Annotated in this window: 12 protein-coding genes; 2 read left to right on the top strand and 10 right to left on the bottom strand. The window is 42.3% G+C overall.

All coding sequences use genetic code 11. The annotated features are described in order from the left end of the window. Positions 1 to 17: 17 nt before the first annotated feature. The 9 genes from ACQ93I_RS00645 to ACQ93I_RS00685 all read right to left on the bottom strand — a co-directional run bounded on the left by ACQ93I_RS00645 (position 18) and on the right by ACQ93I_RS00685 (position 13,729). Positions 18 to 263 (bottom strand): hypothetical protein, encoded by a 246-nt coding sequence (locus ACQ93I_RS00645; protein ID WP_431696686.1) that lies wholly within the window; start codon positions 261 to 263, stop codon positions 18 to 20. Further along, positions 260 to 2,053 carry a chloride channel protein gene (locus ACQ93I_RS00650; RefSeq protein ID WP_431696687.1) on the bottom strand — a complete coding sequence of 598 codons (1,794 nt, stop codon included), beginning with the start codon at positions 2,051 to 2,053 and terminating at the stop codon, positions 260 to 262. The genes ACQ93I_RS00645 and ACQ93I_RS00650 overlap by 4 nt, the downstream gene beginning before the upstream one ends. A gap of 42 nt (positions 2,054 to 2,095) precedes the next feature. After that, positions 2,096 to 3,850, bottom strand: coding sequence for an aspartate--tRNA ligase (gene aspS, locus ACQ93I_RS00655; protein ID WP_431696688.1), 1,755 nt, complete (start codon positions 3,848 to 3,850; stop codon positions 2,096 to 2,098). A 1,131-nt stretch (positions 3,851 to 4,981) separates the two neighbouring features. Then, entirely contained in the window at positions 4,982 to 5,803 is an 822-nt protein-coding gene (gene proB / locus ACQ93I_RS00660; protein ID WP_431696689.1) for a glutamate 5-kinase, read from the bottom strand. Further along, complete coding sequence (locus tag ACQ93I_RS00665; protein WP_431696690.1) at positions 5,787 to 6,983, bottom strand: glutamate-5-semialdehyde dehydrogenase; 1,197 nt, start codon at positions 6,981 to 6,983, stop codon at positions 5,787 to 5,789. The genes proB and ACQ93I_RS00665 overlap by 17 nt, the downstream gene beginning before the upstream one ends. Before the next feature lie 139 nt (positions 6,984 to 7,122). Then, positions 7,123 to 10,566, bottom strand: coding sequence for an efflux RND transporter permease subunit (locus ACQ93I_RS00670; RefSeq protein ID WP_431696691.1), 3,444 nt, complete (start codon positions 10,564 to 10,566; stop codon positions 7,123 to 7,125). 1 nt (position 10,567) lies between these two features. Then, entirely contained in the window at positions 10,568 to 11,740 is a 1,173-nt protein-coding gene (locus ACQ93I_RS00675; RefSeq protein WP_431696692.1) for an efflux RND transporter periplasmic adaptor subunit, read from the bottom strand. 22 nt (positions 11,741 to 11,762) lie between these two features. Further along, positions 11,763 to 13,124 (bottom strand): TolC family protein, encoded by a 1,362-nt coding sequence (locus ACQ93I_RS00680; protein WP_431696693.1) that lies wholly within the window; start codon positions 13,122 to 13,124, stop codon positions 11,763 to 11,765. Continuing rightward, complete coding sequence (locus ACQ93I_RS00685; protein ID WP_431696694.1) at positions 13,121 to 13,729, bottom strand: TetR/AcrR family transcriptional regulator; 609 nt, start codon at positions 13,727 to 13,729, stop codon at positions 13,121 to 13,123. Before ACQ93I_RS00685 ends, ACQ93I_RS00680 begins: the two co-directional genes overlap by 4 nt. 157 nt (positions 13,730 to 13,886) lie before the next feature. Between ACQ93I_RS00685 and ACQ93I_RS00690 the strand changes: the two genes are divergently transcribed. Next, positions 13,887 to 14,861 carry a polyprenyl synthetase family protein gene (locus ACQ93I_RS00690; RefSeq protein WP_431696695.1) on the top strand — a complete coding sequence of 325 codons (975 nt, stop codon included), beginning with the start codon at positions 13,887 to 13,889 and terminating at the stop codon, positions 14,859 to 14,861. A 5-nt stretch (positions 14,862 to 14,866) separates the two neighbouring features. Here ACQ93I_RS00690 and ACQ93I_RS00695 read toward each other — a convergent pair whose 3' ends face one another. Beyond that, positions 14,867 to 15,292: an alpha-ketoglutarate decarboxylase gene (locus ACQ93I_RS00695; protein ID WP_431696696.1), complete on the bottom strand. Its 426-nt coding sequence runs from the start codon at positions 15,290 to 15,292 to the stop codon at positions 14,867 to 14,869. Positions 15,293 to 15,515: 223 nt separating this feature from the next. Here ACQ93I_RS00695 and ACQ93I_RS00700 point away from each other — a divergent pair, with 223 nt between their 5' ends. Next, the gene (locus ACQ93I_RS00700; protein WP_431696697.1) at positions 15,516 to 18,314 is read left to right on the top strand and encodes a 2-oxoglutarate dehydrogenase E1 component; all 2,799 of its coding nucleotides are present in this window, start codon (positions 15,516 to 15,518) and stop codon (positions 18,312 to 18,314) included. Positions 18,315 to 18,334 lie beyond the last annotated feature (20 nt).

Below are 18,334 nucleotides of genomic sequence, written 5' to 3' on the forward strand. Positions count from 1 at the left end.
ATTTTAAAACGTGGCAGTTACTTCTTTTTCCGATCATTCATTTTCTTCAAATTTTCATCGGAAAGCGTGTAATCTTTTAATTTTTTTCCGCGCCAGCGAAGTACCAGGAACATAGGTAAGAGAAAGAAAACTGTCGCAAGCACAGAGAGCCCAACAATCCTGTCTCCTAATGTCTGATCATCCTGCATTATATAAAATCCCGCTAAAAAGGAGATCCCGATTAAAATGGCTACTATTTGGGTAAGAATGGATAAAACTTTCATACTGTTACTTCTATTAACTTCTTCCTGTAGGCAGTAAGAAGCTTAGATTTTGATACAAACCCAAGATACTTATTCTTTCGCACTACCGGAAGGTTCCAGGCATCAGTTTCCTGAAATTTTTTCATTATGGTTTTTGGGCTGTCTTTTTCTTCATCAATGATATCGGGTGCTGCCTGCATAAGTTCTTCAATCTTTACGCTGTCGTAAAGTTTTTTGTCAAACATTATTGGCCTTATGTCATCCAGCAATAGCACACCCATAAAGTTATTGTCGCTATCTACAACTGGAAAAATATTCCGTGATGATTTTACCACACCTTCCTTCACAATTTCACCCAAAGTCATGCCTGTCTTTAAAGTAACAAAGTTCCTTTCTATAACCTGCTTTATATTCATAAGGGTAAGCACTGCATGATCTTTATTATGTGTGATCAGCTCTCCGCGTTTTGCCAGTTCACTGGTGTATACTGAATGTGGCAGGAACCTGGTAGTGATCATAAAAGATATTGCTGAAGTGATCATGAGCGGCACAAAAAGTTCGTATCCATGAGTGAGCTCAGCAATCAGGAAGATGGCTGTAAGAGGTGCCTGAAGCACTCCCGCCATTAGTCCGGCCATTCCCACCAGAGTGAAATTACTTACTGACAATGGACTTCTTAATACATTAATGTGATTCATGAACAAAGCAAAGCAATGCCCCATAGTGCTCCCCATAAATAGAACGGGAGCAAATATCCCTCCAATACCTCCTGCGTTAAAAGTAAGCGAAGTCGCTACGATTTTGAAGATCACCAGCCCGGCCAGAAGGGCAATGATCACCCAAAAATTGTCGAGGTATTCATTGAACAAGCTACTGCCCAGCGCTTCAAGATAATCTTCTTGCAGCAAATTATTTATTACGTTGTAACCTTCACCATAAAGTGGCGGAATGAGAAAAAGAAGCGCTCCCAGTAGTCCTCCTCCCACAAGTAAACGATGAAACGGAGATTCAAGCTGCTTAAATAATTTATTGATCCAGAAATAAACTTTTGTAAAGTAGATGGAGCAGAGGCTTGCCAGTACGCCCAGGAGGATGTAATAAGGCACATCACTCATTTCAAAGCTGTCTTTAAGGCTAAAAGGCAAAATAATATCTGAACCAAAGAAAAAGTACGAAGTAAGTATAGCAGAAACTGAAGCCAGTAACAAGGGCAGAAGCGATGCAAGAGTGAGGTCCAGGCTAAAAACTTCAATGGCGAATATAATTGCCGCAATAGGAGCCTTGAAGATACTTGACATGGCACCGGCTGCCGCACAACTTATTAATAAGGTGCGGGTTGCCTGGTTCATATTAAAAGCTCTCGAAATATTTGAACCCAGGGAAGCTCCTGTTGCTACTGTTGGGCCTTCCAGCCCTACCGATCCTCCAAACCCTACTGTGATAGGCGCTGTGAGTATGGAAGCATACATTTGCATGGGCTTCATAAGCCCTTTTTTCTTTGAAATGGCGTACAAAGTTGAAGGGATACCGTGCCCTATAGGATGTCTTATCCCATATCTTGCTATGAGTAGGGTGAGTGCCAACCCAACTATAGGGAAAATGAAATAAAAGGCATGATGATAGTTTACAATTAATTCCCCTTCAAGTAAACGCTGAATAAAGTGGGTGAGGTTCTTGATCACCACGGCTGCCAAACCTGCAGTAAAACCTATGAGTGCCGCCAGTATCATTACGAACTGTTGCAAAGAAAGGTGTTTGGTTCTCCAAATCAAAAACCTTGTAAATAAAGGATTCCTGCTCTTAGTACTCATAGTAATAAAGAAAAAAATGTCCTGCCAGGCAGGACATCGATATTAGGAGTTAACTTGTAACTTTAAATTTAGTTCTTTAAGCTGATCTTCACTTATTCTTGCCGGAGCATCGATCATCACATCGCGGCCCGAGTTATTCTTAGGGAAAGCGATGTAATCACGTATAGTTTCCTGTCCACCCAGTATGGCAACCAGCCTGTCAAAACCAAAGGCTATACCACCATGCGGTGGTGCGCCAAATTGGAATGCATCCATGAGAAACCCGAATTGTGCTTTAGCTTCTTCGGGTGTGAAACCAAGATGGTTGAACATCATTGCCTGCGTATTCTTATCATGAATTCTTATGGAGCCTCCTCCAATCTCGTTTCCATTGAGCACCAGGTCATAGGCATTGGCTCTAACTTTCCCCGGTTCGGTGTCAAGTAACTTGATGTCTTCGGGTTTGGGGGAAGTGAAAGGGTGGTGCATGGCGTGATATCTTTCTGTTTCTTCATCCCACTCCAAAAGTGGAAAATCAACCACCCATAGTGGTGCAAATTCATCGGCTTTCCTTAATCCCAATTCATTACCCAGGTGCATTCTTAGAGCACTTAACTGGGTTCGGGTTTTATCAGCATCACCGGCCATTACCAGGATAAGGTCTCCTGCTTTTGCTCCAGTTCTCTCTGCCCATGCTTTAAGGTTTTCTTCCGAATAAAATTTGTCAACTGAAGATTTCAGAGATCCGTCTTCGTTGTATTTTGCCCAAACCAAGCCGTTAGCACCAATCTGAGGTCTTTTTACCCACTCAATAAGTTTATCGATCTCTTTTCTTGTATAGGAAGCAGCACCCGGAACCGCGATTCCTACTACCAGTTCCTGTTGGTCAAAAACATTGAAGCCTTTGTTCTTGGCCAGGTCATCAAGTTCGCCGAATTCCATTCCAAAACGAATGTCGGGCTTGTCATTTCCGTATTTCTTCATGGCCTGCTCATAGGTCATGCGCGGAAATTCTGTAATCTCAACGTCTTTAACTGCTTTGATGAGGTTACGTGTAAAATCTTCAAACATGTTTAAGATATCTTCCTGCTCCACAAAAGCCATTTCACAGTCTATTTGTGTGAACTCCGGCTGCCTGTCTGCACGCAGATCTTCATCTCTAAAACATTTTACGATCTGGAAATATTTATCCATCCCGCCTACCATAAGCAGTTGCTTAAAAGTTTGTGGCGACTGCGGTAAAGCGTAAAATTGTCCTTCATTCATGCGGCTGGGAACCACAAAATCTCTGGCACCTTCGGGCGTAGATTTAATTAGTACAGGAGTTTCAACCTCAATAAATCCTTTTTCTGATAAAAGTTTACGCACTTCCATAGCCACTTTGCTGCGGAAGATGAGTTTGTTCTTCACCGGGTTACGTCTTATGTCGAGGTAACGATACTTCATCCTGAGGTCTTCCCCTCCATCAGTTTCATCTTCTATAGTAAACGGCGGAAGTTGAGCCGAATTAAGAATATTTAGCTCTGAAACCAGGATCTCCACATCACCAGTCGGCATGTTAGGGTTTTTGGATTCCCGCTCAATGACTTCTCCTTTCACCTGAACCACAAACTCGCGACCCAGCTGTGAAGCTTTTTCTATGATCTCTTTAGGAGTTCGTTTCTCGTCAAAAATAAGCTGGGTAAGTCCATACCTGTCCCGTAGATCAACCCACACCATAAATCCCTTATCCCTGGTCTTTTGTACCCATCCTGAGAGGGTTACTTGCTTTCCTTGGTCTTCTATTCTTAATTCCCCGCAGGTATGACTTCTGTACATAATCGTTTTGATCTTTTAGAGGGGCAAAAATAAGAAGAACTCACGGGATTGAAAGAAGATTGGAAAAAGTAATCGAGAAAATTTGAATCTAAATGTAAAGAGGTGCCAAAAATGGCATTTTTGAGAGGCTCTTCCTGAAAATGTTTTGAGTTACAGGCTTTTGACTTTATTGTGGAGTCAAGTACCTATGATTATAACTTTTTCCCGCTGATCTCATGGACTTACGCATATCATATTTAGCAGCACGTTGACGCGGATTTGCTATCCGTGCCGGGCACAAACCTTATTTTGCCCCAAATCCACGAATACTATCTTTTTTTCTGAAGGATTGAAGATTTACAACAAAATTTTCCCCACTGGTCAAGGATTTACTCAGATTATATTTAGCAGTACGTTGGCGCGGATTTGCAATCCGTACTGTTCACAATCAATTTTTTCGCCACAAATCCACGAATGTTTTTTCTAAAGTATTGATAATTTACAACACGATTTTTCCCGCTGATCTCACAGATTTACGCAGATCATTTTTAGCAGCACGTTGGCGCGGATTTGCAATCCGTACTGTTCACAATCAATTTTTTCGCCACAAATCCACGAATGTTTTTTCTAAGTATTGATAATTTACAATACGATTTTTCCCGCTGATCTCACAGATTTACGCAGATCATATTTAGCAGCACGTTGGCGCGGATTTGCAATCCGTGCCGTGCACAACCAACTTTGACCCACAAATCCACGAATTTCTCTGTTTTTCTGAAGGATTGAAAACTCATAAAGCATGATTTTTTCCCCGCTGATCTTATGGATTTATGCAGTTCATATTTAGCAACAAGTTGGCGCGGATTTGCAATCCGTGCCGTACACAATCAATTTTTCGCCACGAATCCATGAATTTCATCTGTTTTTTTCTGAAGTATTGAAGATTACAACACGATTTTTCCGCTGATCTCACAGATTTACGCAGATCATATTTAGCAGCACGTTAGCGCGGATTTGTAATCCGTGCCGGGCACAAACCTTATTTTGCCATAAATCCACAAATTTTTTTCTAAAGGATTTTTTTCAGCTAAAATTTCAGCATAAAAAAAGCTGCACATCGCTGCGCAGCTTTTCTATGAATATCAATATAGTCTAGTGATGAATTCTTGTAAAGTGTACCTTATCGTTAATAGCATTAAGGATAAAGTTGTCATCAAGACCATTCACGATCCAGGTTTCAATCTTGGCTTTTTGAGTGATCTCGGCAGCCGAAACTTTGGATTCCATCCCGCCGGTACCGTGGGTAGATTTTGTCTCGCTCATTACTTCTTTCTTGAGCTCTGCCAAATCACTTACTTTACGGATTGTTTCCGGAGTTTTAGCTTCAATTGTACCTTTTTTGTAGACACCATGCGTGTTAGTGGCAATGATAAATAAATCTACGTCAAGTAAAGCTGCTGTTTGTGCAGCAAGATTGTCATTGTCGCCAAACTTTATAGCATCGGTAGAAGAGGTGTCATTCTCATTAATAATAGGAATGTAATCATTCTTTACCAGCACATTTACAGTGTTGACGATGTTTTGTCGGGAATCTTCATTGCTAAAGTCGTTTGGCGATAGCAAACACTGCCCTATCAACAACCCAAGTTCCCTGAAGCTTTCCTGGAAAATACGCATAAGGTGCGGCTGGCCAATAGATGCTAAAGCCTGCTTTACATCTATATTCTCGCCACTGCGTTCCAGGTTCACAAATTGCTTGGCTACAGCTACAGCCCCTGAACTGATGATCACGAACTCGTAATCATCTTTTAAGGTGGCGATCTGCCGGCCTATATCTTCAATTTTTCCTCTCGAAATATGGTCGGTTTCTTTGGTTAGCGTATTAGAACCTAATTTTAAAAGTATCCTCTTTTTCTTCTTTGGAGTTTCCATTTGTATATTATTCTGTTCTAAAATTTTATCGAGTTTGTCCATTTCCGTGAATATACCATTTGTTGGTTACCAGGTGCTGAAGCCCTATTGGCCCCCGCTGGTGTAATTTATCTGTACTAATGGCAAGTTCTCCACCAAGTCCTAATTGTCCGCCATCAGTAAATCTTGTTGAAGCATTATGGTAAACCGCTGCATTATCAACATTTTCCATGAATTTTTGTGCTTCCTTGTCATCTTTTGAAATAATAGATGCCGAATGCCCGCCAGAATACTTGTTGATCTTGGCAATAGCTTCGGTTACAGAATCTACTTCCCCTATCAATGCTTTATAGTCGAGAAATTCTTCATACCATTCATCTTCACTGTTAAGAGGTCGGGTGCCATTTAAATCTTCAAGAGATTTGTCGGCAATTACTTCTACATTGTGCTCCTTCAGGGTATTTAAAAGTTCCTTTATGAACTCTTTTTTATTCGGAAGCCTTGAATCGATCAATACTTTATCTACGGCGTTACAGGCAGAAATTTTCCCTGTTTTTCCGTTTAAGATCACATCGATAGCAATATCTGTATCGGCATTTTCGTGAATGTAGACAAAGTTGTTCCCGCGTCCGCTCACAATCACCTGTGCCGAAGAATTTTCTTTAACGAATTTGATAAGGCGTTCTCCGCCACGTGGTACCACAAGGTCTACACGCTGATTTGGGTTAGCGAGAAATTCCTGAGTTTGTTTTCTGTCAAACTGAAGGTATTCTACCCAGTTTGGAGAAATATTGTTCTCTTCAAGAGCCTGGTGCCAAAGTTTTACAATTTCCAGGTTTGAATTAAGGGATTCTTTTCCTCCTTTAAGAAGGATCTTGTTTCCCGATTTAAAGGCGATCCCTGCAGCTTCAACAGTTACATCGGGTCTTGATTCATAAATGATCATTACGGTACCAAAAGATGCGGTTCTGTTGTATACCTGCATGCCGTTCTCATGCTTAAAGTTGAATCTTTCCACTCCTACCGGGTCTTCCTGGGAAGCCAGGTGCTTTAAGGAGCTTATCATGCCTTCAATTTTGGCATCATCCACTTTTAATCGGTCTTCCATGGCCAAATCTTCCCCAGAATAGCTGTCGAGGTCGATCTTATTTGCTTTTAAAATATTGTCTTTTTCCTTTTCCACAAGATTTGCCATTGAGACCAAAACTGCGTTACGTTCATCAATGGTTAACTGAGTGTTCATTCGTTGAATTTTAATTAATAATTAAATTGTTCCTGCCCTAAGTGTCCAAACACTTTGCCAGACTCCCCATATAGAAAAAAACCTCCAGATTTATCCAGAGGTTTATAATATTCAGGTTCAAAAATGGCATTTTAAGCAGTTAATTTTCTCTCTTATTCCTCACTTTTACGCGGCCTCTGTTCACCAGATAAAGCATTGCGGGAACAACCACGAGTGTTAGGAAGGTGGCGAAAATAAGGCCGAATATAACCGTCCAGGCCAGTGGCCCCCAGAAGATTACGTTATCTCCCCCAATGTATATTTGAGGATCGTAATTTGTGAAAAGGGAGAAAAAATCTATGTTGAGTCCTATAGCGAGAGGAATGAGACCTAACACTGTCGTAATGGCAGTTAAAAGTACAGGCCGCAATCTTGACTTGCCTCCTTCAACAATCGTCTCAAAATACTGGCCTTTTGTCAGTAGGTCTTTATCGTCAATTCCAAGACTGTCTTTTTTACGGTCAATAAGTATCTGGGTATAATCTACCAGTACAATAGCATTGTTCACCACAATTCCCGCCAGTGAAATGATCCCCATCATGGTCATAATAATGATAAAATCCATCTGGAATACTACCAGCCCAAGAAAGACTCCTGCCAAAGACAGGAATACTGCTATGAGAATGATCAATGGTTTTGGAATAGAGTTGAACTGGGCAACCAGGATGAGGAGAATTCCGCCTAAGCCAATTAAAAGGGCTTTTAGGAGGAATGACATATTTTCCTGCTGTTTTTCCTGTTCTCCGGTAAATTCAAGAGAAACCCCTTCTGGAAGATCGTAAGAAGCGAGTTCCTTTTGAAGCTGCTCTACAATGGCGTTTCCATTATAACCTTCCAGTACATTGGAATATAAGGTGATCACACGCTTTAAATCTTTACGTTTTATGGCACTAAAGGAGGAAGTGAGTTCAGTTTTTGTCACCGAAGATATCGGTACCTGTACTATGTTTCCGGTGCTTTGGTTTTTAAAAGTGATGGGCTGGTTAAAAAGGGCATTTTCATTATACCTTAGATCTTCATTGAACCGCACATTAATTGGGTAATCTTCATCACCTTCTTTAAAGGTAGAGATCTCTTCGCCATAAATTGCCCTTCGCAAGGTTTGTCCCACTGTACCTGTAGAGACGCCAAGCTGCCCTGCTTTAACACGATCAACCATTACGTTAAGTTCAGGTTTTGATTTGTTCACATCTATTTGCAGCTCTTCAATACCCGGGATGTTCATTTCCCCAATTTGCTTCCTCAGGTTTTCGGCAGTGATAAGCATTTGCTCATAATCTTCGCCTTTTAATTCGATGTTGATAGGATAACCTACAGGTGGACCTGCAGCATCTTTTTCAACAATGATCGAAGCCCCGGGAAAATCCTGTACGGCATCGCGAACCTCCGAAAGTACATGGCTACTCTTCACCCCTCGGCGGTCTTTAAACTCCCGCATGGTGAGGGTAACTTTCCCCTTGTGAGGCATATCGTTCTGCTGGCCCCCGTCAGTCTGCGGATTTCCGGCACCGCGGCCCACTTGTGAGATGGCCGACTCTACCATGAAGTTGTACCCGTCTTCATCTTCATATTTTTCGATTACCTCATAGACCTGCTGCTCAATTTGTTTGGTGATCTCATTGGTCTTTTTGATATCGGTTCCTTCAGGTAGTTCTATATAGGTAATGATCTGGTTAGGCTCATTTTCAGGAAAAAAAAGCACCTTCGGCTGTACAATACTGACCAAAATAAACGACAGGATGAGCATGGCTACAGTTCCGAAGAAAACCAGGTAAGAATTCTTTCCGCGGAGAGAAAAACGCAGGGTAGCTTCATATTTTTTCTCCAGTTTCTTCAAAGCCCTGTACTGGAAAAAATCTACCCAGCTGCTTAGAAAATATTTATAAGCCCACAGCAAAATAGCGGCAAGAATAGAGAGATTTCCAGCTGCCCTAAGGCCGCCCATGTCAAGCACAAATCCGGCAATGAGAAGTATTATTCCCACACCGGTAAAAATTGCACTTATGCGAATAAGCTTCTTTTTTGTGAGTTCCTTTTCTTCAGTCTTCATAAATTCTGAAGTCAGCATGGAATTAATAATTAATGCCACGAAGAGGGAAGAACCCAGTACAATAGATAAGGTGATGGGGAAGAAGACCATGAACTTTCCTATGGTTCCCGGCCACAATGCCAGCGGGAAAAAGGCTGCAAGAGTTGTTGCGGTTGAAGCAATAATAGGCCAGGCAATTTCACCCACCCCTTGTTTTGCCGCTTTTATTCTTGGCACACCCTGGTCCATAAGGCTGTACACGTTTTCAACCACCACAATCCCGTTATCTACCAGCATTCCCAGCCCCATTACCAGCGCAAAAAGCACCATGGTGTTCAGTGTAAAGCCTATGCTTGACAGAATAATAAAGGAGAGGAACATGGAAAGAGGGATTGCAAACCCCACAAAAAGGGCATTCCGGAAACCCAGAAAGAACATGAGCACCACCACTACCAGGATGATCCCGAATATAATGTTGTTCACCAGGTCGTCTACCATATTTTCTGTAGTGGTAGACTGGTCGTTAGTAAAGGAGATATGAAGATCGTCGGGAAGGCTTGTTTCCTGCTCTTCTTTGACTATGGCCTTAATATTTTCAATGGCCTCGATCATGTTCTTACCGCCACGCTTCTTGATATCTAGCATCACCACGGGTTCTCCATGCTCGCGTGCAAAGGTGGTGGGTTCCTGTTCCTGGAACCTGATCTCTGCTATATCCCGTAAAAAGACATTTCCATCTTCCCTTTTTACAATGACATTCTTAAGTTCATCGGGATCGGTTATTTCTCCAAGTATGCGAATATTCTTTTGAATTCCTCCTGTAATCACATTTCCGCCAGAGATGGTCTGGTTTTCCGTACTCACGGCACTAATAATGTCCTGGAAGCTCACTTTTGAAGCGGTCATCTTGTAAATGTCTACCGCGATCTCTACCTCTTTCTCCTCGGCACCCCTAACAGAAGCTTCTTTTATCTGCGGAAGAAGTTCGATCCTGTCCTGCAGGTATTCTGCATATTCTTTTAATTGTTGCACCGGATAATCTCCCGTAAGGTTTACGTTGAGAATGGGCATTTCTTCGGAAATATTCAGGTCGAAGACGTTTGGTTCTACTTTGGCGCCATTATCAAGTGTGGGCCAGGTGGTTGCTGCTTTTTGCTGGTCAACCTTATCTTTCACCTTTTGCTTTGCTGCATCTACTGAAATATCCTCGTCAAATTCCACGATCACCAGGGAGTAATCCTGAAGGGTGGTAGAAGAGATGTCCTGCACACCGGCAATGTTGTTGAATTCTTCCTCGAGAGGCTCGGTGATGAATTTCTCTACATCTTCTGCGGAATTTCCGGGGTTCACCGAACTCACGTAGATCTTGGTTTCGACAACTTCGGGGAAAGACTCCCGCGGCATGCTGTAGTAAGACATCAGGCCGCCAATAAGAATGATGGCGACGATGACATACACCGTCATGCGGTTATCTATAGCCCAGGAAGAAAGTTTAAATTCTTTATCTAATTTCATCTTAATTCAATGCTTTGCGGTTAGCGATCTCTACCTGTTCCCCTTCCTGAATGCTGCGAGCGCCACTGGTAATTAGTAGATCTCCCACCTGTAGGCCAGAAAGTACTTCTACAGCATTGTCATAGGCCATTCCTGTTTTTAATACTCTTTTCTGGGCTACTCCTGTACTGTCACTTTCTTTTTGAACAACGAAAGCAACATTCTCGCCGGCAGAATTCTTCTGAATCAGGTTTTCAGGAATAATAATAGCATTTTCCGAAGTGTAATCGTTGATCCTTACATTGGCAATGAGGTTGGGTTTTACCTGCTCCTGGCTGGGTGTTACTGCGATCTGGATCTCGAAGGTCCTGTTGTTAGGATTCACAAAATTTCCTACCTGCCTCACCGTGCTGGTAAAGGAAGTGCCGGTGGCCGCTATGTCTACCATTACTTCTGTTCCTTTTTCAATGGTGCCCAGGTAAGATTCAGGTACTGCGGCGGTGATGTACATATCAGACAAATTAATGAGCCTGAAAAGACTGTTTTGCCCCGGATTAACTACTTCTCCCTGTTCTGAAAAAATTTCATCTATTACTCCGCTAAAAGGAGCTCTTACTACTGTCTTAGCCAGTTGCGAGCGCATTTGTTGCACCGAGTTTTGTAGTGCCTCATAGTTGGTTTTTGCTTCCAGGTATTGTATTTCACTACCTATGTTCTGGTTCCACAATCTTTGTTGTCTCTCAAAAGTGGTTTTGGCAAGGGATGCCTGGGCTTCCATTTGTGCCAGCTGGCTTGACAGGCCACCTTCATCAATGCGTGCCAAAATTTGCCCTTTTTGAACCCTGTCGCCTTCCTCGACAGTTATGTTTTCAAGGATTCCGGAATATTCGGGGTAAATGATGATATTCTGGCGGGTTTCAACATCGCCCGGCAGTTCAACATAATGTTTAAAGAGGGAATCGGAGACTTTTCTTGTGCTTACGAGGGTAAAACCGTTATTCCCGGCCAGTTTTTCTATGGCGGCATCCAGTTTCGTGATCTGGGAAGACAGTTCACTTTGCCTGGCACTTAAATCGGCTTTTTTGGCCCTTATTTCGCTGAGGTCGCCATTTTCAATAATTCCTTCGACAGAATCACTTTTTCCGCAGGAAATTAGGAGTAGTAAGATTACGGGTATCAGGTTTATCTTTTTCATTTTTTTGACTGTTCGTTGTTGTTTATTCTTCTTCAGAATAAGTTTTTGTGCTCAGCACATTTTCAAGTTCTACTTTAGCATTGATCACCTCAAGCATGGCCTGTAACAGGTTTTGTTGTGCAGTGTATAGTTGCCGCTGCGCCTCGCTGAGCTCAAAGCTACTGGCAAGGCCTTCAAAGAATTTGATCTGGTTCTTGTTCTCAATTCGTTCGGCCAGGGCCAGGCTCTCCTGCTGTGTTTCGAAACTTTCAAGACTGTAGCGGTAATCGGCTTTTGCGGCATCTATTTCTAAAGAGATCCTGTTCCTGGTCTCCTCAAGGTCAAGCATGGCCTGGTCGTATTCCAGCTGTTTCTGCTTGGTGCGGGCGTTTCTCATCCCGCTGCTAAACACCGGCACGTTAAGGCTTACCCCTAAAATAGACTGCTGGTAGTATATCTGATCATCATTAAAGAAGGTGAAGGAGTCGCTGTTGCCGGTGGTGCCGTAGTTAATAAAACCGGTGATGCTTGGCAGCGCCTTGGCCTTTTCGAGTCTCACATTGATCCTTGCGGCTTCTGCGGAATTTTGAGCGATGCGCACATCGATATTTTCTTCTACCGGAATGCTTTCTTCCAGTAATTGTAAATCATAAAACTGAAGTGCAAGCGTGTTAAGGTTATCTGTAGGAATTATCTCCCGTTCTACCGGAAGACCCATGGCCATATTAAGCAGCTGGAGGGAAATACTTAGCATGCGCCTGTTACGGTTTAGATTGTTTTCAAGGCTAAGCCGGGTGATCTTTAGCTGTTCCACATCTTCTTCTTCAGTAAGGCCATTCTCAAAGATTTTTTGGGTATCATTGAGATTCTTTGTCACATTCTCGAGATTGTTCTCAAGGATCTCAACACTTTCGCGAGCCATGAGCACATTGCCGTAGGCGTTGATGACAGCCTTTCTCACCTCTAGATCGGTCTTGATTTTGGCATTTTTGGAAATTTGAAGCAGGGTGCGGGCAGATTGCACGCCGACAATATAGGAGCCGTCAAAAATAAGCTGCTGCCAGGTAGCAGTGGCACTCAGGTTTTGTTTGGTGCCAAAGCGCACCGGGACAAATGTTCCCGATTCACCCCCGCCAATCTCCCCCGGAATAAGGGTAACCGGTTGCTTGAGGAAGTTCTGATAATCGGCGTTAGCCGATATTTGTGGTAAACCCTGTGAAATGATCTCCCATTTTTGAGCGAGAGCCTTTTCAACCTCTTTTTCAGACTTCAGGGAAGAATAGTTATTTTCCAGGCCAATAGCAATGGCTTCTTCCAGCGAAAGGGGCAGCGGCTGCGCGGGGGGTTCCTGAGCCCAGGCTTGAATATAGAGCAGACTGCTGAATAAGTATATCAAATGTTTCATGTTGTGCTGCTTGCGGTTATATAGGTTTCCAGTTTTTTAAGGCCTTTTGGGCTTACAATGGCCCTTAGGTGGTACTCTAAATGCATATTTGTAAGTTGATGTGGAGAAAATTGAGGTTCAGGAAAAAACTCATGATCCTTTGTTCCAAGAATACCTACAAAGTAAATTCGGCTAATGAACTCTACGGGAAGGTCGCTGCGATAAATGCCTTTTTCAATACCTTTTTTGAGGTTGTCTCTCGTAATTTCCTTGAGCATTTCACCTTGCTTCTCCCTTACTTTTAAGAAAACACTTGGGTAGTATTTTTGTAGCTGATGTTGCGGAGATGTTTTCTCGTGTTTTAAATGAGTACAGGCAAACTCTTTAATGGAATACAACTCGGCTATGGGATCATTGTTTTCAGATTTTATTCTTTCAATGCCTGCAGCAATATTTTGAAATACAAAATCGGCTGTAGCGTCAATTAGTTTTATTTTGGTGGGAAAATGGGTGTAAATGGTCTTCTTGGAGATACCAAGCTCGGCAGCAATCTCGTCCATAGTCACGCTTTTCACTCCCAGGGTGATAAACATGTCGGCCGCTTTTTCTACAATTTTATTTTTCAATAGAGGATATTATGAAGCCGCAAAGATACTGATGGAAACTTTAAAAACAGTTAAAGTTTCCTTAGTTTACAAATGGTCTTTGCCGGGACAGAAAAGTAAATTTTCCGGCTATTGATATTTTTCTTCTTGTTTTGGTATTTTAGCACAAAATCTATTTATGCTCACAGTAGACCGCTATCGTCAGGAATTTGAAGATTACTTATCCCAAAACATCCTTAAACAGGAACCTGCAAATTTGTATGATCCTATGGTCTACATTTTAGGGTTGGGAGGAAAAAGGGTAAGACCTGTACTGGTTTTAATGGCGGCAGAGATTCTTGGCAGTGACAGTAAAAAAGCACTTGATGCTGCTTTGGCTATAGAAGTTTTTCATAATTTTTCCCTGGTACACGACGATATTATGGATGATGCTCCCCTGAGAAGGGGAGAGCAGACGGTGCACGAACGCTGGGATATTAATACCGGTATACTTTCAGGCGATGCCATGCTTATTAAGGCTTACCAGTTATTCGAAAAATATCCGGGAGAAACCTTCAGGCAGCTGGCAGAGTTGTTTTCGAGCACAGCCATAAAAGTTTGTGAGGGCCAGCAGTATGATATGGATTTTGAAGTTCAGGAGAAAGTCAGCATCGACGACTACCTTAAAATGATAGAGTACAAGACCGCTGTACTTGTAGGGGCTTCTTTAAAAATGGGAGCTATTGTTGCTGAAGCTTCCGCAGAAAATTGCGACAGGATCTATGAATTTGGACGTCTACTGGGCATCGCATTTCAATTACAGGATGACTATCTCGATGCTTTTGGAGATCCCGATTCTTTCGGGAAACAGGTTGGGGGCGATATTATTGAGAACAAAAAGACCTTTCTGTACCTCTCTTCGCTACAACATGCAGCTTCACGTGAAGCTATGCAACTGGAACATCTTTATTCGATAAATCCGCCAGACCCCAGCTCAAAAGTCGAGACTGTAAAAGGCCTTTTTGAGAGTAGTGGTGCGGCTGAACTTACGCGTAAAGAAATTGAGAAGTACACTACAAAGGCATTTGAGGTACTCGAGGAATTGCAAATTCCGGAGGAAAGAAAAAAGCCGCTCTACAATTTCGGAAAAGGCCTGATGGATCGGCAGGTTTAAAAATATCAGAAATATACGGTGATAAATGGCATTAACGCGTTTGCGTAAATACTTTTTTCATCATTGTGCAGCACATCATATCGTACGCCTATGCTCACGGGGCCTGTAACATAGCCCAAACCCAGGAAAAGCCCCGGATACCAGTAGGAATCGCTTTTATTTGCCCCGTCCAGCTCAAAATTTCGCGAGACATAATGTTCTTCAAATTCTGCGGAAAGCTGTAACGGGTTTAAAGGCCGAAGTAAGCCAATAAGGCTGCCGCCGGTTGTATAAGAGGAGTAGCGGGAAGTTTTGTTATAAGAACCCAGAAGGCCAGCTCCTGCAGAAACATAAGAATTAAAATCATAGATGGCTTTTGGAGCTATGTATCCGCTGAAGTAGCCATTATTAACATTTAGGCCCAAACTTCCTCCAAAACGAACATCTTCCAAAAATGCCTTTTTTGGCACCTCTCTCTCCTGTGCAACCAAATATGAATGAGTGGAATAAGCGTTATAATTAAAAGCAAAAGCTTCTTTTTGTTACTGAGAAAGAAGTTCATAATGTTAAAAGTTTTTAAGGTATAAGGTAAATATATTAAATGCTCCTGTGCTTCTTTTTTAAAAATTGTACTTTTGTAACGTTTTACAAAAAAGAAACAGGTAGTTTCATATTATGGATAAATTTTCATTTTTAAATGCCGCACATACAGCATATTTCGCTGAACTTTACGACCAGTACCTACAATATCCCGACAGTGTAGAACCCAGCTGGAGAGCTTTTTTCCAGGGTTTTGACTTTGGTTTGGAGACTTCGGGGAATGGGCAGACATACGTTGAACACCCCGAAAGCGGTGAGCCAGTAGAAATGTCCGATTCTGTACTCAAGGAATTCCGGGTGGTAAAGTTGATCGAAGGGTATCGCAGTCGCGGCCACCTTTTTACAAAGACCAACCCGGTACGGGAAAGAAGAAAATATAGCCCCACGCTAGATATTCAGAATTTTGATCTCAGTGATAGTGACCTCGATACTGTTTTTAATGCGGGCGATATTTTAGGATTAGGACCCTCTACCCTTAGAGAGATTGTAGCGCACCTTCGCAAGGTGTATTGCGATTCTATTGGCGTAGAGTATATGTTCATTAGAAATCCAGAACAGGTAAAGTGGATACAGGACAGGTTAAATATAAATGAAAATCAGCCCGCTTTTACTGCGCCGCAAAAGAAGCATATTCTAAAGAAACTCAATGAAGCAGTTTCTTTTGAGAATTTTCTTCATACCAAATATGTTGGGCAGAAAAGGTTTTCCCTCGAAGGAGGAGAAAGTTTAATCCCGGCGCTCGATGCTATCATCGAAAAGGCAGCCGACCTGGGTGTGAAAGATTTCGTGATGGGAATGGCCCACAGAGGGCGACTTAGTACCCTCACCAATATCTTCGGAAAAAGTGCAAAAGACATTTTCACTGAATTTGATGGGAAAGATTACGAAGAAGATGTTTTTGACGGGGATGTGAAATATCACCTGGGATGGACTTCCTGTCGCAAGACCGACAATGGGAAAGAGATCAACATAAATATCGCCCCCAACCCTTCCCACCTGGAAACAGTAGGGGCCGTGGTGCAGGGAATTACCCGTGGCAAGCAAGACCGTCACTACCAAAATAAGGCCGATGCTGTTCTGCCTATTATTGTACATGGTGACGCAGCAATTGCTGGGCAGGGTATAGTCTATGAAATTGTTCAAATGTCGCAGCTGGAAGGTTATTCTACCGGCGGGACCATTCATATTGTAGTGAATAACCAGATAGGTTTTACTACAAATTATCTTGACGGCCGCTCATCTACTTATTGTACAGATGTGGCTAAGGTTACCAAGTCTCCTGTATTGCACGTTAATGCCGATGATGTGGAAGCTGTGGTGCATGCCGTACTTTTTGCATTAGACTTTAGGATGCAATTCGGGAAAGATGTCTTTATAGATCTTCTGGGATATAGAAAATACGGGCATAACGAAGGGGATGAGCCTAGATTTACACAGCCAAAACTTTACAAAGCCATAGCAAGCCATAGTAATCCGCGGGATATTTATGCTGAAAAACTTCAGGAACAGGGAATTATTGATGATTCTCATGTGAAGAAGCTGGAAGAAGAGTATAAGGCAAAGCTGGAAGAGAATCTGGAAGATTCCCGTAAAGAAGAAAAGACCAGGGTCACTCCTTTTATGCAGGATGAGTGGGAAGGTTTTGAGCATGTAGATGAATCTCGAATGATAGAAGAGGTAGATACTACCATTGATATGGAAGTGCTTACCGAAGTAGCTCAGGCAGTGTCAGAGCTTCCTTCAGATAAAAAATTCCTTAGAAAAATAAAGAAACTGGTAGAACTTCGCCGCACCATGTTCTTTGAAAACAATAGCCTTGACTGGAGTATGGCCGAATTACTGGCTTATGGTACGCTTATTAAGGAGGGCTATTATATTAGAATGAGTGGGCAGGATGTTGAACGAGGAACTTTTTCTCACCGTCACGCCGTAGTTAAGGTAGAAGACAGTGAAGAAGAGATCATCCTGTTGAACCAGATCAAAGGCACGATCTGCGATACCAGAAAAGGTTCGTCCTGTGACTTTAAAGTATATAATTCCCTTTTATCTGAATATGGGGTTGTAGGGTTTGATTATGGTTATGCCATGGCAAGTCCTAACTGCTTAACTATTTGGGAAGCACAGTTTGGAGACTTCAGTAATGGGGCCCAAATTATGATCGACCAGTATATTTCGGCAGCCGAAGATAAATGGAAGCTTCAGAATGGATTGGTGATGTTCCTGCCTCATGGTTATGAAGGTCAGGGTGCAGAGCATTCTTCAGGAAGAATGGAGCGATACCTGCAATTGTGTGCTAAAGACAATATGTTTGTAGCCGATGTTACCACGCCTGCGAATATGTTTCACCTGTTGAGAAGGCAGATGAAGGTGAACTATAGAAAACCATTAATTATATTTACTCCAAAAAGTTTGCTTAGGCATCCAAAAGTAGTCTCTACAAAAGAAGAGTTTGCTAACGGAACTTTTCAGCCGCTTATAGATGATGCTGAGGCTAAAGCCGATAAAGTAAAATCTTTAGTATTTTGTACCGGTAAATTCTACTATGATCTTCTTGAGCGTAGAGAGGAATTAGAACGGGATGATGTGGCACTGGTTAGAATAGAGCAGTTGTTCCCACTACCGGCAGAACAAATAAAGGCTGTAATTGGCAAGTACAAAAATGCCGATGATGTAGTATGGGCACAGGAAGAGCCAAGAAACATGGGGGCTTATAGCCATTTGTTGCTGCATTTAGATGAGACAAAGAACTTTAGAGTGTGTAGCAGGAAGTTTTACGGCTCGCCGGCGGCAGGAAGTTCGGTGAGGTTTAAAAAACGTCACGAAAAAGTAATAGAATCTGTTTTTGATAAGACCTTAGTGGTCACTGTTAAGTAATTAGAAAATTTGCCAACAGT

The organism is Salinimicrobium sp. WS361 (assembly GCF_050750585.1).
GTDB lineage: Bacteria > Bacteroidota > Bacteroidia > Flavobacteriales > Flavobacteriaceae > Salinimicrobium.